At 38.4% G+C, this 22595-nt stretch carries 11 protein-coding genes, 1 tRNA gene, 3 rRNA genes and 1 pseudogene; 4 read left to right on the top strand and 12 right to left on the bottom strand.

The annotated features are described in order from the left end of the window. Positions 1–23 precede the first annotated feature (23 nt). Positions 24–3671, top strand: coding sequence for an urea carboxylase (uca, locus tag ACM9HF_RS00870; protein ID WP_473613644.1), 3648 nt, complete (start codon positions 24–26; stop codon positions 3669–3671). 38 nt (positions 3672–3709) lie between these two features. Beyond that, positions 3710–5488 carry an allophanate hydrolase gene (gene atzF, locus ACM9HF_RS00865; protein ID WP_473613642.1) on the top strand — a complete coding sequence of 593 codons (1779 nt, stop codon included), beginning with the start codon at positions 3710–3712 and terminating at the stop codon, positions 5486–5488. 126 nt (positions 5489–5614) lie between these two features. On the opposite strand, the gene yfbV is transcribed toward atzF, so the two are convergent. Together yfbV and ACM9HF_RS00855 are read right to left on the bottom strand one after the other, a co-directional pair. Then, positions 5615–6082 (bottom strand): terminus macrodomain insulation protein YfbV, encoded by a 468-nt coding sequence (yfbV, locus tag ACM9HF_RS00860; RefSeq protein WP_473613639.1) that lies wholly within the window; start codon positions 6080–6082, stop codon positions 5615–5617. A 79-nt stretch (positions 6083–6161) separates the two neighbouring features. Continuing rightward, positions 6162–7820 (bottom strand): apiosidase-like domain-containing protein, encoded by a 1659-nt coding sequence (locus tag ACM9HF_RS00855; protein ID WP_473613637.1) that lies wholly within the window; start codon positions 7818–7820, stop codon positions 6162–6164. A gap of 818 nt (positions 7821–8638) precedes the next feature. On the opposite strand from ACM9HF_RS00855, the gene ACM9HF_RS00850 reads away from it, so the two are divergent. Beyond that, complete coding sequence (locus tag ACM9HF_RS00850) at positions 8639–10231, top strand: alpha-L-fucosidase (RefSeq protein ID WP_473613635.1); 1593 nt, start codon at positions 8639–8641, stop codon at positions 10229–10231. Between the two features lie 1247 nt (positions 10232–11478). Here the strand turns inward: ACM9HF_RS00850 and ACM9HF_RS00845 are convergent. Then, positions 11479–12015 carry a VC2046/SO_2500 family protein gene (locus tag ACM9HF_RS00845; protein WP_473613633.1) on the bottom strand — a complete coding sequence of 179 codons (537 nt, stop codon included), beginning with the start codon at positions 12013–12015 and terminating at the stop codon, positions 11479–11481. A gap of 129 nt (positions 12016–12144) precedes the next feature. Between ACM9HF_RS00845 and ACM9HF_RS00840 the strand changes: the two genes are divergently transcribed. Then, on the top strand, positions 12145–12591 hold the full coding sequence (locus ACM9HF_RS00840) for a GNAT family N-acetyltransferase (RefSeq protein WP_473613631.1): 447 nt from the start codon (positions 12145–12147) through the stop codon (positions 12589–12591). A 365-nt stretch (positions 12592–12956) separates the two neighbouring features. Here the strand turns inward: ACM9HF_RS00840 and ACM9HF_RS00835 are convergent. The 9 genes and pseudogenes from ACM9HF_RS00835 to ACM9HF_RS00795 all read right to left on the bottom strand — a co-directional run. Further along, positions 12957–13163, bottom strand: a pseudogene (locus ACM9HF_RS00835) (transposase); the annotation flags it as partial. Between the two features lie 13 nt (positions 13164–13176). Next, a complete protein-coding gene (locus tag ACM9HF_RS00830; protein WP_473613628.1) occupies positions 13177–13386 on the bottom strand; it encodes a helix-turn-helix domain-containing protein in 210 nt (69 codons plus the stop codon). 330 nt (positions 13387–13716) lie between these two features. Next, a 5S ribosomal RNA gene (gene rrf, locus ACM9HF_RS00825) occupies positions 13717–13831 on the bottom strand. A 141-nt stretch (positions 13832–13972) separates the two neighbouring features. Beyond that, positions 13973–16863: ribosomal RNA gene (locus ACM9HF_RS00820) — 23S ribosomal RNA — on the bottom strand. 565 nt (positions 16864–17428) lie between these two features. After that, positions 17429–17505: transfer RNA gene (locus ACM9HF_RS00815), tRNA-Ile, on the bottom strand. Between the two features lie 116 nt (positions 17506–17621). After that, positions 17622–19164 (bottom strand): 16S ribosomal RNA (locus ACM9HF_RS00810). Together the 16S, 23S and 5S rRNA genes with 1 tRNA gene alongside form the textbook arrangement of a ribosomal RNA operon. 609 nt (positions 19165–19773) lie before the next feature. Further along, positions 19774–20310 carry a D-glycero-beta-D-manno-heptose 1,7-bisphosphate 7-phosphatase gene (gmhB, locus tag ACM9HF_RS00805; RefSeq protein ID WP_473613627.1) on the bottom strand — a complete coding sequence of 179 codons (537 nt, stop codon included), beginning with the start codon at positions 20308–20310 and terminating at the stop codon, positions 19774–19776. A 112-nt stretch (positions 20311–20422) separates the two neighbouring features. Then, on the bottom strand, positions 20423–21184 hold the full coding sequence (locus tag ACM9HF_RS00800) for an SDR family oxidoreductase (RefSeq protein WP_473613625.1): 762 nt from the start codon (positions 21182–21184) through the stop codon (positions 20423–20425). Between the two features lie 9 nt (positions 21185–21193). Next, a complete protein-coding gene (locus ACM9HF_RS00795) occupies positions 21194–22312 on the bottom strand; it encodes an enoyl-CoA hydratase/isomerase family protein (protein ID WP_473613623.1) in 1119 nt (372 codons plus the stop codon). Positions 22313–22595: the final 283 nt, after the last annotated feature.

The following is a 22595-nucleotide window of genomic DNA, read 5'->3' as shown; positions in this document are numbered from 1 at the left end:
CCACACTTTATGAGTTTATTATTATGTTTAAGACAGTATTAATTGCTAACCGTGGCGCCATTGCCTGTCGTATTATTTCCACGTTAAAAAAGTTAGGTATAAAAAGTGTTGCTATTTATTCAGAAGCCGACCGCGAATCTCTTCATGTCCGCCAAGCAGACCAAGCCTTCAGTTTAGGTGATGGTGCAGCAACGCAAACCTATCTAGACCAAAATAAAATTATATCTATAGCGAAGCAAGTCAATGCTGACGCTATCCATCCCGGTTATGGATTTTTAAGCGAAAATGCTGATTTTTGTGAAAAACTCACCAAAGAAAATATTGCCTTTATAGGCCCAAGACCCGAACAAATGATCAGCTTTGGCTTAAAACACCAAGCACGTGATCTTGCCGAAGCCGCAGGTGTACCTTTAGTACCCGGCAGTGGTTTATTAGCAAATATTGAAGAAGTAGTAACCTTCGCTGAGCAAGTGGGATATCCCGTTATGCTAAAAAGCACTGCCGGTGGCGGTGGTATAGGTATGCAGCGATGCGACAGCCAAAGTCAATTAGAAAAAGCCTTTACAAATGTTAAGTACTTAGGCGCACAAAACTTTTCAAACGACGGTGTATTTTTAGAAAAATTTGTTGAGAAAGCCCGACATATCGAAGTGCAAGTTATTGCGAATGGCGACGGCAGCGTGGTTACATTAGGTGAACGAGATTGTTCAAGCCAACGACGTAACCAAAAAGTTATTGAAGAAACGCCAGCCCCTAATTTATCTGACGAAATACGCCAGCAAATGTATGCCACAGCAAAACAACTTATGGCGTCAATTAACTACTTAAATGCAGGTACAGTAGAATATATTTTTGATGAAACATCTCAACAGTTTTACTTTTTAGAAGTTAACACCCGTTTACAAGTAGAGCACGGTATAACCGAGCTTTGTTTTGATGTTGACCTTGTTGAATGGATGTTAAAAATAGCATTTGATGATTTTGCTTCAGAGCATGCTACAGACTTATCAAGTATTGATAACTTAACCAGTAAAGGTCATGCGATACAGGCGAGAGTTTACGCTGAAAATCCAGCAAAAAACTTTCAACCATCTTCAGGTTTATTAACCCAAGTTAACTGGCCAGAACAAATAGCAACTAACGAAAAAACGGTACGTATTGACCACTGGATTGAAGCAGGTATAGAGGTTTCACCATTTTTTGATCCTATGTTAGCTAAAGTTATTGTAAAAGCAGAAAACAGAACAGAAGCTATTGCATTATTAAACGACAACTTATCAAACAGTGAGCTGTATGGTATTGCAACTAACATAGGTTACGTAAGGGAAATACTCACCTCTGATGCTTTTGTTAATGGCAAAATATTTACGCGTACACTCGACAGCATTAAAGCCTCTTTCAATGGTTTCGAAGTAATAAAACCAGGAACAATGACCACCATACAAGACTATCCTGCTCGCACAGGCTTTTGGGATATAGGCGTTCCACCATCAGGCCCTTTCGACTTCTACTCTTTTTGTTTAGCTAATCGCTTATTAGGTAACGATGAAAGTGCAGCAGGTTTAGAAATAACCATACAAGGCCCATCATTAACATTTTACCAAGCAAGCCGTGTAGTTTTATGTGGTGCCGATATTGATATATTGGTTGATAACAAACCTTATAACATCAACCAAATTATTGATATTGCAGCAGGCCAAACGTTAAAAATAGGTTCAGTAAAAGACACGGGCGCACGTACTTATTTAGCAATAAGTGGTGGAGTGCAATGTCCTGAATACTTAGGCAGTAAAAGTACGTTTACCTTAGGTCAATTTGGTGGTCATTGTGGACGCGCATTACGTACAGGCGATTTCCTTAACTTATTACCAGTAAATGAAACAACTCCAAATGTTGTTCCTCTTGAAACCTTAACAAAACTCAGTGCAAACATTAGCAATAACTGGTCTTTACGCGTTATGTATGGCCCTCATGGGTCACCAGACTTTTTTACGCCAAATGACATAGACACAATAAGTAAACACCAATGGGAAGTTCATTATAATTCAAGCCGCACAGGCATTCGTTTAATTGGCCCGACGCCAGAATGGGCAAGAGCAAGTGGTGGTGAAGCGGGTTTACATCCGTCAAATATACACGACAATGCTTACGCATTTGGTTCTGTAGATTTTACAGGAGATATGCCTGTAATTTTAGGTCCAGACGGGCCAAGTTTAGGCGGGTTTGTATGTCCATTTACCGTGATAAGTGCTGATTTATGGAAATTAGGGCAATTAAAAGCAGGCGACTCAATATCGTTTGAGGTTGTTGATGTTCATTCAGCTCAACAAATTGAGCTGGCTCAATGTAAGCAACTACAAGAATTAGCACCACAAAACATTGAAAATCAACAAGCTGAAATTAACTTAGCTGATGCATCGCCAATTATTGATACGTTAGTAACCAGTGACGGCGAGCCTGACATCGTATTTCGTCAAGCAGGCGATAAGTTCTTATTAGTAGAGTACGGCGAGCTAGTACTTGATTTAGCGTTAAGAGCAAGAGTACAAGCTTTATTAACTAGCGTTCAAGCTGAAAACATTAATGGCGTACTAGAGTTAACGCCGGGCATACGCTCACTACAAGTACATTATAATAACCACGTTATTAGTGTTCAGCCTCTTATTGAAAAACTGAAAAAACTCGATATTGCTTTAGGTGATACAAGCCAATTAAGTTTTGCTTCTCGTATTGTGCATTTACCGTTAAGTTGGGACGACGAAGCTTGCCAACTGGCGATTGATAAATATATTCAATCTGTACGTAAAGATGCACCTTGGTGCCCTTCTAACATCGACTTTATTCGTCGTATCAATGGCCTGACTGATATTGAAGAAGTACGCAATATTGTTTTTGATGCAAGCTACTTAGTATTAGGTTTAGGCGATGTCTATTTAGGTGCTCCTGTAGCAACGCCACTAGATCCTTGTCATCGCTTAGTTACAACAAAATATAATCCTGCGCGCACATGGACTGCTGAAAACTCAGTAGGTATTGGCGGCGCTTATATGTGTGTTTATGGTATGGAAGGCCCTGGCGGTTATCAGTTTGTTGGTCGTACCGCACAAATGTGGAATCGCTACCGTAAAACCGATGTTTTTGAAAACCCATGGTTACTACGCTTTTTCGATCAAATCAGATTTTACCCAGTATCTCATGACGAACTAAACAGTATTCGTGCTGACTTCCCTATTGGTAAATGGGCACCAAAAATTGAAGAAACAACGATTTCAATGCCTGAGCTAGCTAAAGAATGGAGCAAACAACAACGCTCTATTGATAAATTTGTAGAACAGCGCGAACGAGCTTTTGAACAAGAATTACAAAACTGGAAAGCCGCAGGACAATTAGATCCACAACCGCTATCTGAAATGCCTGAAGACTCATCAGAAATAAGCTTATCTGAAGGTGAGTTTATTATTGAGTCAACAGCTGCGGGTAGTGTTTGGTTGGTTGAAACGGAAGAAGGTAAAAGTGTTTCAGAAGGCGACAGTTTAATTATTTTAGAATCGATGAAAATGGAAATAGCGATCACTTCTCCAGAATCAGCAACCGTTAGTCGCGTATTAGTAGAAGTAGGTCAGCAGGTACAAGCAGGCCAAGCATTACTAGTACTTTCATCAAAAAGCTAACCACATTGTAAAAACAGAATTAAAGATAAGGAATTATTATGAACTTAACCATTAGCGCTATTCATCAAGCTTATAAAAATGGCGAACAAACACCTGATAGCTTAATCAAAACATTGTTAAGTAAAGCCGTTGAATATCCGGAAGCTTGGATCCATTTATTATCCCATCAAGAAGTAAGCCCTTATCTTACTGCTTTAGCAGAAAAGTCGATTGAAGACTGCCCTCTTTGGGGGATCCCGTTTGCAATAAAAGACAATATAGATTTAGCTGGTATACCAACAACCGCTGCTTGCCCTGAATTTAGTTATGTACCTGAAAAATCGGCACATGTTGTTGAGCAATTAATTGCCGCTGGCGCAATACCTTTAGGAAAAACAAACCTCGACCAATTCGCTACAGGCTTAAACGGTACACGTTCACCTTATGGCGTAACACCAAATAGCTTTGATCCTAACTATATTTCTGGGGGGTCAAGCGCGGGGTCATCTGTGGTAACAGCTGTTGGATTAACAACGTTTTCATTAGGAACCGACACAGCAGGTTCTGGCCGAGTACCAGCATGTTTTAATAACTTAGTTGGCTTAAAACCATCAATAGGTTTGTTTTCTTCAACGGGCATGGTGCGCGCTTGTAAAAGTTTAGATTGTACCAGTGTATTTAGCTTAACCGCAGAGGATGCTCAAACAGTATTTGCTGTAGCGGCAGACTTTGATGAATCTGACGGCTACGCTAGAAAAAATCCTATAACCAATCAAGGCCAAGTTCCTTTTCCTGAAAAGTTTACCTTCGCTATTCCGCAATTTGAACAGCTCGCCTTTTTTGGGAGTGATAGTTACGAGAAAGCTTATTTTGAAGCAATTCAGCAATTAGAAGCGATTGGTGGTACTAAAGTTGAAATGGACTTTTCACCTTTTTTTGATACAGCCAAATTATTATATGACGGACCTTGGATAGCAGAACGTTACGTAGCAACAGAAGATATAATGACCAAAAATCCTGCTGCGATGATGGATGTAACACGCGCTATTATTAGCAATGGCACCAAATACAAAGCAACAGATGCTTTTTCAGCATTTTATAAAGTACAAGACTTTAAACAAAAAGCCGATAGATTAGTCGCAAGTGTTGATGTATTAATAACACCAACGGCAGGCAGACATTTTACCATTGAAGAAATTAATGAAAAACCTATCGAGAGAAATTCACAATTAGGTTATTACACTAATTTCATGAACATACTTGATTACGCAGCTCTTGCTGTGCCTACCTCTATTTCTGAAACAAAAATGCCCTTCGGTATTACGTTATTCAGCGCTGCGATGACAGACCAAAAGCTATTAACACTTGCTAGTCGTATACGAAATGCTAATAAGTTACCTCTTGGCGCTACAGGTATTGAATATACGCCAACAAAATCGACACTAGCACCTAGTAAAGGTTTTATAGATATTGTTGTTGCTGGTGCTCATTTATCAGGTATGGCGTTAAATTGGCAATTAACGGATCGTGGCGGCATGCTAAAGCACGCAACAAAAACAGCCGCAGCTTATAAAATGTATGCCATTAGTGGAGCTGTCGAACGACCGGCATTACTCAAAGATTCAGCCAATGGAAACGCATTTGATGTTGAAGTATGGAGCCTACCTATAAGTGAATTTGGTTCTTTTGTTGAAGGAATTGCCGCACCATTGGGCATAGGTAAAGTTGAATTAGATTCAGGTGAAACATTAACAGGATTTATCGCCGAAGGTTATTCAGCTGAAATAGGCACTGACATAAGTGAGTTTGGTGGCTGGAGAGCTTATCAAAATAAGTAATATTTATTCATAATAAGTATATAGATTGGATAAGTACGTTATTAAAACAATAAAAAACAAAAAGCCCGTAAGGTTAATTATTACGGGCTTTTTAATAGATAAAAAATTCAAAAGTTGAGTTATAAATTATTTGATCGGCATACTGCGATAGGTAATATTTAATAATTGAGCTAAGTCGATATAACGAGGCTTACTTACCGAAAGCTTAATATCGCCACCATTTTGATTAAATTTAGCAACACCTTCCTTGTACCACGCAGCTAGATCAGGAGGTAAAAACTTATCAGCTTTGACACCTGAAATAACTAAAGCTTGTACCGGCATACTTAAAATAAATAACCCGTATACTAAAGCTTGAGGCAATAACTCATAGCCACCAAAATATAATTGCATCACAAAAACAAAAAGCGCCATAGCAGGTAAATATTTACAAGCAAAACGCGCAACTTGAACTGTGCGATAATCTTTAAAGTATTGGGCGAGTTCGATACGTTCAGGCCAAAGGCTGATATATTTTCGACCAAGCTTAATAATGTCTAAAAGGTTTAATTCCATCGGTATAATGCGTTGAGTACCATAAAATAAATATAGCATAAAAGTTATTCTATCGAATGTTATTTCTGCTTTTATTCTTAAGTTAAACCGCTCTTACTGCACTCAACACACTATTACATTAATTATTAACTAACTCACTAATAAGAATACTATCTGCTTGTCCTCTCCATGGGGATATAAAAAGCATGCCTTTTGTTATTGTTTTAGGCTCAGTAAACTCACCTGTTAAGGTATTAAACCACCGGTAATTACGCGTTTGTTTATTTTCAAAACTCACACCATTTTTAACATTTTGTAAAAACCAATCCCCTCTCGACATTTGATAATTACCTTTTGGCACGTAAATCAAATAAGTATCGTCATTATTTTGCAGCGTATATCCTGAACCATTTTTATTAGGTGCGGGCTTAAATGTAGAGAAATCGTACTGAGTGAAAAAGTTATTCATATGCTGAAAATAATCAAAACGCGGTTTTACATAGTTTTCAGGTTGTTCAAAAGGATTATAAATAATCACATTCCATGAACTACCTTGCCAATAATATGTTGTGTAAACACCTGCGAATAAAATCATCCAGTTACGTCGAACAGACACTTCAGGATCTACATAGTCACCAGGAAATACCAGATAAGGTGATTGTTCATAACCTCCGTGTTCAATGTTGTAAATAGGTTTATTAGGAAACTTTTTACGCACATTTAACATTTGATTATAAATATCATGCTTCCAATCTTGCGTCGAAATAAAATCAACTTGCTCTGGGTATTTAGTACAGTATTTATAGTCGTGAACGGTTACTAATCTTTGATAATAATTAAGCGCACGTAAACGATCTATACGATCTTTAATGTAAGCTTCGTCTGCTCGGCCGTAATATAAAGCTTCTTTAGATATGTCCCACACAACATTTGGATACGCTTGATAGCGCTTAACAATATAGTCAAAGTACATATTATCAGCTTCACTATTCATTTCAGGCCAACTGACTAATTTGTTCCACACATAAATCATTAAATGAGCGACAAGTCGTTTGTCGTGTAAAAGTTGTACGGTACGATCAAACTTTTTAAAAAATTCAATATTTAACGCTGAGTGATCCGGTTTTTCATTCGAACCTAAAAAGGGAAATATATTTTGTTTACCACCAAACTCATGCTCAGGGTGACTCGCTAATTTAGGATCTTTATCCCAACTCACATCATGAGAATAAACATTCATCACAATATGGTTAAAACCATTTTCTTTAATTAAAGAAAGTAAATGTTCGCTTTTAGGTAAGCCCTGATCATTTTCGTAATCTAAAGCAAATAACCAATCGAGTTCATAACCTAATACAAAGTAAGGCGTACCATCTTCGTAGTAAAAATTTTGTTTATTTATGCTACTTAAAATAACACCACCATGGTTAGTTGTATCAGCATTTTGCACAACCTTTACACGACCTGCTCGACCATTAAGCGATTTTTGTTTACTTTCTATTTTGTATGTCCAGTTACCAATATCTGATGCTGAAAAACGAATTAACCATTCATTTCCACCATTATAAAAAACCGGTACTGTCATTTTTTTACCTGAGGTATGAGAAAAAATGGCATTAGCATCAACGGTAAATAATTGTTTAGCGTTTACCGTTGCGTTAATAGGAATATCAACAACTTCCCATTTTTCAATTTCTACTTCTTTTGCCTGCGCTGTACACATAAATAATGCAAACCACAAACAAACTAAACTTTGGCTGATGTAGCGCCAGCGCAAACAAGATATTAATTTTTTCATACTTTTTTCCATAATTTTTAACCAGCAAGATTAAATAAAATATAAGTGTTCTTATTGCTTCATTTAAATTTAACGATTTTATAACTAAAGAGATTTTTTTACCGTCACTTTCAAAAACATATAATGCATTGCCTTGCGCAGCTTATAAGCCACCTACTTCCTGTAGGCGAGGTATTTATTTTAATAAAAAGTGTTCTAATGATTAAATAAATAACGATGTAATTGGCGATTACGAGTATAAATGATCAATGGGTTATTGCGATTGGTATTAATCAACGTTAGCTGATAAGCATGAGGCAAAGTTACACTTTTTCAGCATTTGTTAGACCATGTATTACTGTCATACGCCGTTTCTACTTTACTTTTACGATATTGCCAATCTTGATTAATGTTAAACTGACTTCGTTCAGACGCCGTACTAAACGTTAAAACACTGGCAAAACTTTGTGTAAAGAAAATAAAAACTTAGAACAATAAGTAAGTGTTTTATATACTCTATACTGTTAATTATACCCTTACGGATTAAACTATATTTTTATATGTAATATTTGAATTTTACCAACAATCTTACATAAATAAAGTAAAGTCAATAAAATTCAATTCCACAAGCCAATATATAAAAAAACAATATAAATTTAAAACCAATAATTTCAATACATTAGAACACATAAGCGCCTGTGTTTTTAAATTAAACAAGAATGATTTGCGGTAATGCATATTAAAAACACTGGTTTTATATATAAATAAATTTGCAATCATGCTGCATTTGAAATTATAGTGTCGTATACATTTTTTGAGTCATCAACCAACGAAAATTAATGAAAATGAAAAAACAAACGCTAACAACATTTAAAAGTACATTAGCCATAGCAGTAGCTTTAGGTTTAACAGCATGTAGTGCTGACACTAATACAACTAAAAATAATACTTCAGCTGCTTTAGATAACTCAGCTAAACTTGCTGAAATTAAAGCCGTGGCTAATCAAGGCCCTTTCAAAGCAAACTGGGACTCTTTAACTAATTATAAAATTCCAGATTGGTATCAAGATGCTAAGTTTGGCATTTTTATACATTGGGGCGTTTATTCAGTACCTGCTCATAATGGCGAATGGTACCCAAGAAAAATGTATCAAAAGTCAAACGAAGAAAAAACTTACCATGAAGAGAAATTTGGTAACCAAACTGAATTTGGTTATAAAGACTTTATTCCTCAATTTAAAGCTGAAAAATTTAATGCTGACGAATGGTTGAAGATTATTAAAGATTCAGGTGCAAAATATATTGTTCCTGTTGCTGAACATCACGATGGATTTTCAATGTATGACAATTCTTACACCCGTTGGGATTCTGTTGAAATGGGACCTAAACGTGATGTAATTCAAGAATTAAAAGATGCCACAGATAAAACAGATATTCATTTTGGTTTATCAAGCCATAGAGCTGAAAACTGGTGGTTCTATGATGGCGGTAGAGAATTCCCATCAGATGTACAAAACGAAGAGTTTCGTGACTTATACGGTCCAGCGGTTAACAGGAAATCTTCAGAAGATGGTTTAACACCACCTAGCCAAGAATTTATGGACGACTGGTTATTACGTACTGTAGAAATCGTTGATAAATACGAACCTGAACTTATTTGGTTCGATTGGTGGATGGCGTCAAAACCATTTCATGATCACGTAAAGCAGTTTACAAGTTACTACTATAACAAAGGTGTTAACTGGAAAAACATGCCTGCGCTTAACTACAAAGAACATGCAGACATGCGCTCGTTCCCTCCTGGTTCGGCCGTGTTAGATATTGAACGTGGTGGCATGACGGATATTCATCCCCATTTTTGGCAAACAGATACTTCTGTATCTTTATCATCTTGGGGATATGTAACTAACCATAAATATCGCAATGCTAATTCATTAGTAGATGATTTAATGGATATAATTTCTAAAAATGGCTCTTTGTTATTAAACATTGGTCCAAAACCTGATGGAACAATTCCTGAACCAGAAATTGCTTTACTAAAAGAAATTGGTGATTGGTTAGCTGTAAATGGTGAAGCGGTTTATAACACTCGACCTTGGATAACTTACGGTGAAGGTGAAACTTACGTACCAGATGGTAAAAACTCGAATGATGCTGAGAAAAACCGTAAAGACTTTAACAGCAGCGATATTCGTTTTACCCAAAACGAAGGAACTTTATACGCAACAATGTTAGCGTGGCCGGGTGATAATGCGAAGGTAACAATTCGTAGTATTAATTCTAAAAACTATACAGATAAAATCGCTAAAGTTGAATTAATTGGTCATAAAGGTACATTAACGTTTACACAAACAGCTAAAGGTTTAATGGTTAACCTACCCGCAGGTTCTCCTTCTAAGCACGCTCAAGTACTTAAAATAACTAAGGGTTAATATCTTGCTTTAAAAAGAGTATTTAAATGAATACTCTTTTGAGTTTGTTGTACTATAAGTTTACGACTTCCCAAACTTAATGGTGCAACAAGCTCTCCCCTCAGTTTTATTATTAATATACCCGTTATCATTCAAGATGCAGGTTTCAGTGGGAACTAAAAACAATTTATGCACAGATTTCACGTTCCAAACGAAATCTAAGGTCTACATCCATGTAAGAACCTGACTAAAGTTAATAACGCAGTATAAATTGTTTTTAGACCCATCGAAGAAGCGCTTGAGCAAAATAACTTCATCAACAATGCTTTTTATAAGGGAGCAACCATTATTACAAAGCATTCCTTGAATTGATATCGCTCAAGAGCTCTGAAATAGCCTTTTGATTGGTAAAGGGTATATATACAAGCTGCTGGAATAAAAGCAAAATACCCTGTAAATAAATTCGGTTTAATTACTATGGTATATAAACAAAAATCCCTTCTGCAGCCCCCCACTTAAAACTCTATTCTGACTTAAGTACCTATTTTCTATATAAGGTAAACTTCTGTTTCTATAAGCTACAAAGAATAAGTCAGCTTTACAAAAATATAAGATAAAGGTTTTACTGCTTTCCTCAGAACCGATAAGTAAATCGTTTTATCAATAAATTCAGAGGTGTAGTATTCGATATACCTATTTACAACAATATAAATCAAAATAATTTCTTCAGTATAATTAACCAATGATGCTCTGTGCCTGTTGTGCTCCTTGCATTTAATAATCCCAACGAGTAAAAGCCTTTATCAAATAAGGTTAACTAACCTCAACTCGGGTTAATGAATGTTAGAGAATGAATTAAAATACTTATTTATGAGAAACTTAATCTGTATCGTTGTTCTCCTAAGCTATATTAGTCTCTCAACAGTGATATTTTTGTGTATAACAAGGCAAATTTTTCTATCTAATAGTAGTAGCGCAAAAATAGCTTGTTGAGTAACTTTGCTTATCCCGAATTGAGGTTAACTATTGTCAGATGTAGTATCGATGAATTTTTCAGCTAACACCAACCATGCCAAGGACTTTAAGGTAGCTTTAAGGTTCTAATAGTGACAGTATCGATCCATAAGCTTTATTGATCACATACAGTGTTAATAGGTCTGCGAGGGTTTCAATCTGACTGGATTTGAAGTTACTAATAATGCCTAGCGCTGTTTTTATATATTATGCAAAATTATATTTAAAATTTTTAGCTAATTTAATAACTAGCTTTAAATAACCGACTTTTCCAATGTTAAATTTATGCTTTCATTTATAGAGTTTAACCACTCTGCCGCTTTAAAATCTAACCTAGCTGCTTTAAAGTCGTTATCTAATTTTTTACTCTTATACTTTTTCTGGCAATAAAGGCTAGTATTTTCTAGTATATTTTTTGCTATAAATTTTTTGTCGTCTCTAAAGGCAAGAGGGGTTGGATTAATGGCATTGAGTAAACGGAGTTCTGATAAATTATTACCTTGAACTAAGTCAGCTTGGTTATAAGATCCAACTTGCTCTATCTCCTTTAATGATAAAAGCTGCGCTTGAGGTAACTTAAACTGCTTCCTTAAATTATCTTCGTCTGTTTGAGATGTAGCTATTTCTGATTTAGGAAGTGAGAACTGTGCGTGAGCTTGAACATCATCAGTAAGCATCGCCAGTAATAAAGAAAATTGAGACCGTTCTTTTTTATGAACACATTGGTTAAGCTGCTCACCTAACTGCAATTCATTTATTAATATCTCATTTTTTATATTATCTACAAGCAATTAAGCACACCCACAAATCATCTTAATATTTATATCGGCATGTAATAAAAAATAATTAGCAGATTTTATTATTATTTTCGCTGTAAAATACATAACTCAATAGCCGATAGTAATGAAGAACTGCTAAAAATGTTTGAAATAAATAAAGCGACAAAACAAGATAAAAAAGATATTAAACGCTTTTATAAAGACAACAACTACTCAGCGAGTTTTATGGGCTACGATCATACTTATATAATAAAAATGGACAACGTCATCATTGGCAGTGTAATACTTTCTTATATCACTAATAGTAGTCAATATGGATTGTTGCATGCATTATTAATTACTCCCCTTTATAGAGAAAAAGGTTATGCCAAGCTATTAATAGAAACACTACAATGGGAACATAATCATATTATTTGTTTTGCTGATAAAAAGTTATACCGCTTATATAAAGACATAGGTTTTAAAGAAAGTGAATCCCTTGAAATCCCTAGTCATTTTATAGACAGGTATAATTGTTATTTAAAAAAGAATAATGATTTAAAGGTATTTCTAAAAATCAATTATTCCTTAACCAAAATAACTAATTAACCTGAGTTCGGGTTAAGATATAGTTAACTCATTGAAAAGTAATCACTAAAAAATCAGTTCGCTTCTAGCTTGATAATTTTACTTAATTCAAGACAAATTTACGCGTCAATAGCTGGCCTATTGCAAGTGAATTTAACGCAGAAGTTAGTAAAAACAGCTGCTAGAAGAACATTTATTAAGCCGAGTTCGGGTTAATTAATACCAAACGCATTAATGAATTGACCTATTTTATACGAAGAATAAATGGTCAAATACACAGGTTCATCGTTCCAGACGGAACCTAAGCACCAACGTCCTGTAGGCGAGGCATTTATTATAATAGGGAGTGCTCTAATTATTAAATAACAATGTAATACCATTCCATCTTAAGTTTTTCCCACCTTAATCCAATCTCTACTACACATTTTCATGACCCGCTTTGCATCACTCACAAATGAGTTCCATGCATCAGAGCAAGCATCGAGGATGTCATCATAGCCTTGAAAGCACCTATTCGCTAAATGATGTTGGCGCAACCAACTCCAAACTTGCTCTATTGGATTCAACTCAGGTGAATACGGTGGTAATACCAATTAGATCATATAATTAGACTAATTGGTATAAACCTTCGTTGATGTAGTTCGCAACCCAATCATTAACAATTCTTCTACTAATATTAAGTGTTCTAGCAACTTCTGATCTATTCTTACCCGATTTAAAATGTGAAACGGCTAGCAAGCGCAGCCTCATTCGATGATCTTTTACTTTGTTGGAGAGTATTTTTAATTCTTGTGAGCTATGAGTGTTCAATGTCATTTATTATGAGTAAATAAATGACATTAGATCACATAATTAGACTAATTGGTATTACTTTGTTGGAGAGTATTTTTAATTCTTGTGAGCTATAAGTGTTCAATGTCATTTATTATGAGTAAATAAATGACATTAGATCATATAATTAGACTAATTGGTATAATTGGTCATTAAGGCAAGTATAAATAATGAATGGGTTATTTCGATTGGTATATGTACAGGACCTCACATAAAAAATTCTACACACTTTCGACCTTGGAACGACTGCTGCAATGTTTAACACCAGACAGCAAAAAGCCCGACTCTTTCGAATCGGGCTTTTCTTAATGAGAAGCCTAGCAATGTCCTACTCTCACATGGGAACTCCCACACTACCATCGGCGCTAATGCATTTCACTTCTGAGTTCGGAATGGGATCAGGTGGGTCTACATCGCTATTGTCGCTAGACAAAAAAGGTCAATCTTGAAAGCCTTTCAACAAAAAATTATTTTCATTGAACTATAAATACGTTTTAATCTCTTATTCGCACATGTGTACGTGTCACTCATAGAGTGTGTCAAACTTCATACAAAACTATTTAGGTGTTGTATGGTTAAGCCTCACGGGCAATTAGTATCAGTTAGCTCAAGGCCTCACAACCCTTACACACCTGACCTATCAACGTTGTAGTCTCCAACGACCCTTTAGGGAGCTTAAAGCTCCAGTGAGAACTCATCTCAAAGCCTGTTTCCCGCTTAGATGCTTTCAGCGGTTATCAGTTCCGAACGTAGCTACCGGGCAATGCTATTGGCATAACAACCCGAACACCAGCGGTTCGTCCACTCCGGTCCTCTCGTACTAGGAGCAGCCCTCTTCAATTCTCAAACGCCCACGGCAGATAGGGACCGAACTGTCTCACGACGTTCTAAACCCAGCTCGCGTACCACTTTAAATGGCGAACAGCCATACCCTTGGGACCGACTTCAGCCCCAGGATGTGATGAGCCGACATCGAGGTGCCAAACACCGCCGTCGATATGAACTCTTGGGCGGTATCAGCCTGTTATCCCCGGAGTACCTTTTATCCGTTGAGCGATGGCCCTTCCATACAGAACCACCGGATCACTATGACCTACTTTCGTACCTGCTCGACGTGTCTGTCTCGCAGTTAAGCTGGCTTATGCCATTGCACTAACCGTACGATGTCCGACCGTACTTAGCCAACCTTCGTGCTCCTCCGTTACTCTTTGGGAGGAGACCGCCCCAGTCAAACTACCCACCAGACAGTGTCCCCAAGCCCGATTAGGGCCCTAGGTTAGAACATCACGCATACAAGGGTGGTATTTCAAGGTTGGCTCCAACACATCTGGCGACGCATCTTCAAAGCCTCCCACCTATCCTACACATGTAGGAGCAATGTTCACTGTCAAGCTATAGTAAAGGTTCACGGGGTCTTTCCGTCTAGCCGCGGGTATACGGCATCTTAACCGCAATTTCAATTTCACTGAGTCTCGGGTGGAGACAGTGTGGCCATGATTACGCCATTCGTGCAGGTCGGAACTTACCCGACAAGGAATTTCGCTACCTTAGGACCGTTATAGTTACGGCCGCCGTTTACCGGGGCTTCGATCATGAGCTTCGCAGAGCTAACCCAATCAATTAACCTTCCGGCACCGGGCAGGCGTCACACCGTATACGTCATCTTTCGATTTTGCACAGTGCTGTGTTTTTAATAAACAGTTCCAGCCACCTGGTTACTTCGACTCTCCTGTGCTTACTCCGCAAGGGATTCACACCAGAGAGCGTACCTTCTCCCGAAGTTACGGTACTATTTTGCCTAGTTCCTTCACCCGAGTTCTCTCAAGCGCCTTAGTATTCTCTACCTAACCACCTGTGTCGGTTTGGGGTACGGTTCCTATATATCTGAAGCTTAGAAGCTTTTCCTGGAAGCATGGCATCAATGACTTCATCTCCGTAGAGACTCGTCTCGACTCTCAGTGTTAACAGCAACCCGGATTTACCTAAGTCACCCACCTACAGTCTTTCACACGGACTACCAACGCCGTGCTCACCTAGCCTACTCCGTCCCTCCTTCGCAATATATAGAAGTACAGAAATATTAATCTGTTTCCCATCGACTACGCGTTTCCGCCTCGCCTTAGGGGCCGACTTACCCTGCCCTGATTAACATGGGACAGGAAACCTTGGTCTTTCGGCGGGGGAGTTTTTCACTCCCCTTATCGTTACTCATGTCAGCATTCGCACTTCTGATACCTCCAGCATGCTTTACAACACACCTTCAACGGCTTACAGAACGCTCCCCTACCACTTGAACCTAAGTTCAAATCCGCAGCTTCGGTGACTAGTTTAGCCCCGTTACATCTTCCGCGCAGACCGACTCGACTAGTGAGCTATTACGCTTTCTTTAAAGGATGGCTGCTTCTAAGCCAACCTCCTAGCTGTCTATGCCTTTCCACATCGTTTCCCACTTAACTAGTACTTTGGGACCTTAGCTGGCGGTCTGGGTTGTTTCCCTCTTCACAACGGACGTTAGCACCCGCAGTGTGTCTCCCGCATATCACTCATTGGTATTCGGAGTTTGCAAAGGGTTGGTAAGTCGGGATGACCCCCTAGCCTTAACAGTGCTCTACCCCCAATGGTGTTCGTGCGAGGCTCTACCTAAATAGATTTCGGGGAGAACCAGCTATCTCCCGGCTTGATTAGCCTTTCACTCCGACCCACAAGTCATCACCGCATTTTTCAACATACGTGTGTTCGGTCCTCCAGTTGATGTTACTCAACCTTCAACCTGCCCATGGGTAGATCGCCGGGTTTCGGGTCTATACCTTGCAACTAAACGCGCAGTTAACACTCGCTTTCGCTACGGCTCCCCTATTCGGTTAACCTTGCTACAAAATATAAGTCGCTGACCCATTATACAAAAGGTACGCAGTCACCCGACTAAATCGGGCTCCCACTGCTTGTACGTATGCGGTTTCAGGTTCTATTTCACTCCCCTCACAGGGGTTCTTTTCGCCTTTCCCTCACGGTACTGGTTCACTATCGGTCAGTTAGGAGTATTTAGCCTTGGAGGATGGTCCCCCCATGTTCAGTCAACGTTTCACGTGTGCCGACCTACTCGATTTCATGGTAAGTTTATTTTCGTGTACGGGGCTATCACCCTGTATCGCTCTACTTTCCAGTAGATTCCACTAACTTACAAACCACTTAAGGGCTAATTCGCGTTCGCTCGCCGCTACTAACGAAATCTCGGTTGATTTCTTTTCCTCGGGGTACTTAGATGTTTCAGTTCTCCCGGTTCGCCTCGCTACCCTATGTATTCAGGTAGCGATACCCGCCTTACGACGGGTGGGTTTCCCCATTCGGATATCTTTGGCTGTAACGGTTTTTATCACCTCACCAAAGCTTTTCGCAGATTAACACGTCCTTCATCGCCTCTAACTGCCAAGGCATCCACCACATACGCTTAGTCACTTAACCATACAACCCTAAATAGTCTCGAAAGAATATTAAGTACACCGTGGTGACTAAACCACAGCAATTGTAAAGTCTGACATTTTCACGCACACATTGTGTGTCTTGAATAAGAGTTGATAACAGTTCCTTATAAATAAGAAGCTTGTTATCGGGTTGATCACATTTCCGAGGAGGAAACATGACCACCATCATCACTTCCCGATAAAAGAAGTAACAATAGCTTGGTATTTATACGTTACAAACAACAGCGCGACACTGTTGAGTGCTATATAAATACCGGTATTTATATCAGCTTTCCAGATTGTTAAAGAACTTAATCTCAGCACGCATTCGGCTAAAATTTTGGTTTGACCTCCACGGATGGAGGAAAATCCGAGAAACGTACGGAACGTTTCCGGTAAAAAACCAAATCTAAACTATCTCGTTAAACGTTGAGATACGTTAAATTTGGTCTCTATTCTTTCTTTGAAGAAGTATCCTACTGTAATTTACATTTTCACAAGGCCTTTAATGATGACGTTTAATCTTCTTTAAACGCTTTGTTAAATAACGCAGTAGAAATTTAAATTGGTAGGTCTGGGCAGACTTGAACTGCCGACCTCACCCTTATCAGGGGTGCGCTCTAACCAGCTGAGCTACAGACCTATTGTATAGAATCCAAAGCTAGATGTTGGACTTCTTCTTTTTTGTTATCAGGCAATTTGTGTGAACACTCTGAAATAGCTTTACAGCTATTCCCATTAAAACGTTTTACTTCAAGATAAGGAGGTGATCCAACCCCAGGTTCCCCTAGGGTTACCTTGTTACGACTTCACCCCAGTCATGAATCACAAAGTGGTGACCGTCCTCCCGAAGGTTAAACTAGCCACTTCTTTTGCAACCCACTCCCATGGTGTGACGGGCGGTGTGTACAAGGCCCGGGAACGTATTCACCGTAGCATTCTGATCTACGATTACTAGCGATTCCGACTTCATGGAGTCGAGTTGCAGACTCCAATCCGGACTACGACAAGCTTTGTGGGATTCGCTCCACCTCGCGGTATTGCTGCCCTCTGTACTTGCCATTGTAGCACGTGTGTAGCCCATCCCGTAAGGGCCATGATGACTTGACGTCGTCCCCACCTTCCTCCGGTTTATCACCGGCAGTCTCCTTAGAGTTCTCGCCATTACGCGCTAGCAAATAAGGATAGGGGTTGCGCTCGTTGCGGGACTTAACCCAACATTTCACAACACGAGCTGACGACAGCCATGCAGCACCTGTCACAGAGTTCCCGAAGGCACAAGTCTATCTCTAGTCTCTTCTCTGGATGTCAAGGGATGGTAAGGTTCTTCGCGTTGCATCGAATTAAACCACATGCTCCACCGCTTGTGCGGGCCCCCGTCAATTCATTTGAGTTTTAACCTTGCGGCCGTACTCCCCAGGCGGTCAACTTAGCGCGTTAGCTACGCCACCCACAGATCAAGTCTACAGACGGCTAGTTGACATCGTTTACGGCGTGGACTACCAGGGTATCTAATCCTGTTTGCTCCCCACGCTTTCGTGCCTCAGTGTCAGTATTTGTCCAGGTAGCCGCCTTCGCCACTGATGTTCCTTCCAATCTCTACGCATTTCACCGCTACACTGGAAATTCCACTACCCTCTACAATACTCTAGCTTGCCAGTTCAAAATGCAGTTCCCAGGTTGAGCCCGGGGCTTTCACATCTTGCTTAACAAACCACCTACGCACGCTTTACGCCCAGTAATTCCGATTAACGCTTGCACCCCTCGTATTACCGCGGCTGCTGGCACGAAGTTAGCCGGTGCTTCTTCTGCGAGTAACGTCACAGATGCAGAGTATTAGTCTACACCCTTTCCTCCTCGCTGAAAGTGCTTTACAACCCGAAGGCCTTCTTCACACACGCGGCATGGCTGCATCAGGCTTTCGCCCATTGTGCAATATTCCCCACTGCTGCCTCCCGTAGGAGTCTGGGCCGTGTCTCAGTCCCAGTGTGGCTGATCATCCTCTCAAACCAGCTAGAGATCGTCGCCTTGGTAAGCCTTTACCTTACCAACTAGCTAATCTCACTTGGGCTAATCAAATGGCGAAAGGTTCCGAAGAATCCCCTCCTTTGGTCCGTAGACATTATGCGGTATTAGCAGTCGTTTCCAACTGTTGTCCCCCACCATTAGGCATATTCCCAAGCATTACTCACCCGTCCGCCGCTCGACGCCGAATAGCAAGCTATCCTCGTTTCCGCTCGACTTGCATGTGTTAAGCCTGCCGCCAGCGTTCAATCTGAGCCATGATCAAACTCTTCAATTATAAATCGTTTGTGCATCTTGCGATGCTGCTCAATGAATTCTGTCGTGTTACCAACCGAAGTCAGTAACTACATAAAACGTACAATTTGATAAATCAAATTATACTTTTTTGTGTGACATCAACATAAGCTGTTTTACGTCTTTTCTATTTATTAAGTAGTAAACTACCTAACACATAAAACCGACTATGTAAAATCAATCTTAATGTGAGTGTTCACACAAATTGCATGATAACTAATTTTTAAAGAAAGGCTTCTTTTTATAAAAGAAGCAAGAGGTTAATCGCATTCGTTAAGCTCTTGTGCTGCAGGCCTTGCCTGAAGTGAGATGCGCATTCTACGCGTCTCAGTTTTGATGTCAACAACTTTTTGAAATTCTTTTTAAAAGATTTTAAAAGTTATCTTTCGTTTAATTCGTCAATTAAGCCTAACTAAACCTATCAAAACTCTCACTTCGTTATCCTTATTAAGTGAACTAAGTATTTCCTATACTTACCTTCTCTGGGTTTCCCTGAAGAAGTGGAGCGCATTTTAGAGATTTTTGAGGTGACGTCAACACTTATTTTGAAAAAACTTTAAATTAATTTAAAGTTGTTTGATTAACAAACAAATCATACAAAAATCGTTCTTATTTTATCCAAATCGTCAGTGTAAATGGTATCTAACTTCTGACTTTGTGAATGAACATGAGAAAATAAAACTTTCTTTTGTATTCCTGCAGACGTTGCAGCCTCGATATCTGATTGCTTATCGCCAATAAATATACTTTGAGTAACATCTATTTGATATTTGCTTACAGCTTGATTAATTAAACCTGGAGCAGGTTTTCTACAATCACAGGTTTTCAAGTAATGACCTATCGCTTTTTCTGGATGATGGGGACAATAAAAAACGTCTGTTATATAAATGCTATTAATAGAGAATTGTTCATTCATCCACTTTGTTAGTTTTTCAAAATCTAACTCTGTATATTTACCTCGTCCAATCCCTGATTGATTAGTAATAACAATAATAAGATAACCTTTTTCAACAGCTAGCTTACATAAATCAAAGATCTTTGGCATAAATTCAAATTCTTCAATTTTATATACATATCCGTGATCAACATTAATGATGCCATCTCGGTCTAAAAATAATGCTTTTTTCATATAAATACATTTAGTAAATATTAACTTATGGTTATTTAACCTTTAAATAGCAAAAAAGACGAGTAAAACTCATCTTTTCTTTCGTTACTGCATTCATTACCTGTAAGGATAATTACATACAAAGACCACCATCAATCTCAACAACTCTACCTGTAAAGAATTCATTTTCAAAAATGTATTTCACGGTATGGGCTATTTCATCAGCTTCGCCTAGGCGCCCTACTGGTTTCATTTTTTCTAAACGGTCACGCATTTCAGGTTTCATTGCATCTGTCATTGCTGTACGAATAACGCCTGGTGCGATTGCTCCTACACGAATGCCATGTCTGCCAAGTTCTCTTGCCCATGTTATTGTCATTGCCACTACGCCAGCTTTAGATGCTGCATAGTTAGTTTGCCCCATGTTTCCACCACGAGCGATAGACGACATATTAATAATAACGCCTTTACGCTTTTGCTCAATCATGTGAACAGTGGCTTCACGACCACATAAAAACACACCTGTTAGGTTTACATCAATAACTGATTGAAATTGCTCTAAAGACATTTTCTTAGTAACAACTCCATCTTTAGCTTTTACAAACATACCGTCGCGTAATATTCCTGCATTATTAATTAAGCCATCAAAACCATTAAAATCGGTATTAATTTGAGTAAAAGTATTTTCGACTTCAGATTCAGAGGTTACGTTAGCTAAATAGTATTTTGCTGTTGAACCTGCCTTTTCAACTAACTTGACGGTTTCAGCTAATAACTCTTCGTTTAAATCTATTAAAGCTAACTTCGCACCGTAAGTTGCTAAATATACAGCCATTGAACGGCCTAAACCTTGTCCGCCACCGGTTATAACGATAACTTTATCTTGTAAATTCATGTAAATTCCTTAATCAGTACTATTAATAGGAGAAAAGAACCACGTCATCACTTCGGGTTCTATCTCTTTACAATGTTTATATGTCCATTGAGGATTTTTGTCTTTATCAATCAATTGAGCTCTTATGCCTTCTTCTAATTCTTTATGCTGACAACATCTTCGAGATAAGTTCAGTTCAGCTTCAAAGCATTGAGCCTTAGAATATGTTTTTGTGCGTTGTAGTTGTTGGTATGCAATAGCAGAACTTAATACACTCGCGTTATTAAATTTAACTTGAGCTTCTTTTAGCCATTTATTGTTATATTGAGTATTACTTAAGCTAGTTGCAATATCGTTTATATTATTAAGATTCATTAAATCAGCAATCACAGCTTGATTAGGTTTAATTAATGATTCAGGAATATCAGCAGTAGACAACTTGTCAAAAGTGTTTAGTGCGTTATCTACTTGGTTATAAGAGTCTTCACCTTCTGACCAGTCAATTTCACATAAAACGTCAATGACTTCTTTTTTATAGCTATGTTTAATAGAAAAGTTAGACAAACCTAAATATTGTGCGTCACTTGCGTTAAAAAAAGCCCCTGTAATAGCTAAAAATTCTCCAATATTATGAGGCATTTTATTTAAAAACCAGCTTGCACCAACTTCAGGGTATAAGCCTATAGCAACTTCAGGCATCGCCATTAGTGTATTTTCAGTAACAACTCTATGGCTAGCTCCAGCAAATAGACCTAATCCACCACCAATAACAAATCCATTACCCCAAACAATAATGGGTTTTGAATATTCGTGAATATATAAATCTAAGGCATATTCTTCTTTAAAAAAATCTGATGACAAGCTTTGCGTTAACTTTTTATCATCTAAAGGTGCTTTGTTATGTTGGCCTATTTTTATATCGTTATATAAGCTTACAATATCGCCGCCCGCACAGAATGCTTTTTCGCTAGTACTTTGTAATAAAACGGCACTAACATCCTTATCATTCTGCCAAGATTTTAACTGTGTATGCAATAATCTGATCATATCAAGATTTAGGGCATTTAAAGCTTTAGGGTTATTAAGCTCAGCAATGCCTATTTTTTGATTATGACGACAAGTAAACTCTTTAAAAATAACTGAATTCATTTATTCATTCTCTTTTATTAATAGCCCTAAATCTATTACCTTAACTATAGGGCCTGTTGATCTTTCGAGTATGATTTTTGTTCAATTTAAAAGCGTTTTAGTCAAGGCAAACATTTTGTCACATAGTCATCTATGTAAAAAAGGTTTAACGAAGAATAAATCGCTTTTAAATGTACCCTTGGGCAGCGCCTGTTTGATATTTCTACATCGTTATAGTGATTTTATGTGGAACGACCACACATCAATCACTATGCCTCGTATAAAAATCAAACAGATTGCTGCA

It is taken from the genome of Colwellia sp. RE-S-Sl-9 (assembly GCF_048296855.1).
Lineage (GTDB): Bacteria > Pseudomonadota > Gammaproteobacteria > Enterobacterales > Alteromonadaceae > Pseudocolwellia.
This window is presented reverse-complemented; position numbering and strand designations above follow the sequence as displayed.

Bases quoted from the DNA above. Each gene is read 5' to 3' on its own strand.
- uca (WP_473613644.1), top strand. From the start codon at position 24: ATGTTTAAGACAGTATTAATTGCTAACCGTGGCGCCATTGCCTGTCGT.
- ACM9HF_RS00850 (WP_473613635.1), top strand. From the start codon at position 8,639: ATGAAAATGAAAAAACAAACGCTAACAACATTTAAAAGTACATTAGCC.
- ACM9HF_RS00855 (WP_473613637.1), bottom strand. From the start codon at position 7,820: ATGAAAAAATTAATATCTTGTTTGCGCTGGCGCTACATCAGCCAAAGT.
- gmhB (WP_473613627.1), bottom strand. From the start codon at position 20,310: ATGAAAAAAGCATTATTTTTAGACCGAGATGGCATCATTAATGTTGAT.
- ACM9HF_RS00840 (WP_473613631.1), top strand. From the start codon at position 12,145: ATGTTTGAAATAAATAAAGCGACAAAACAAGATAAAAAAGATATTAAA.
- yfbV (WP_473613639.1), bottom strand. From the start codon at position 6,082: ATGCTATATTTATTTTATGGTACTCAACGCATTATACCGATGGAATTA.
- atzF (WP_473613642.1), top strand. From the start codon at position 3,710: ATGAACTTAACCATTAGCGCTATTCATCAAGCTTATAAAAATGGCGAA.
- ACM9HF_RS00830 (WP_473613628.1), bottom strand. From the start codon at position 13,386: ATGACATTGAACACTCATAGCTCACAAGAATTAAAAATACTCTCCAAC.
- ACM9HF_RS00800 (WP_473613625.1), bottom strand. From the start codon at position 21,184: ATGAATTTACAAGATAAAGTTATCGTTATAACCGGTGGCGGACAAGGT.
- ACM9HF_RS00795 (WP_473613623.1), bottom strand. From the start codon at position 22,312: ATGAATTCAGTTATTTTTAAAGAGTTTACTTGTCGTCATAATCAAAAA.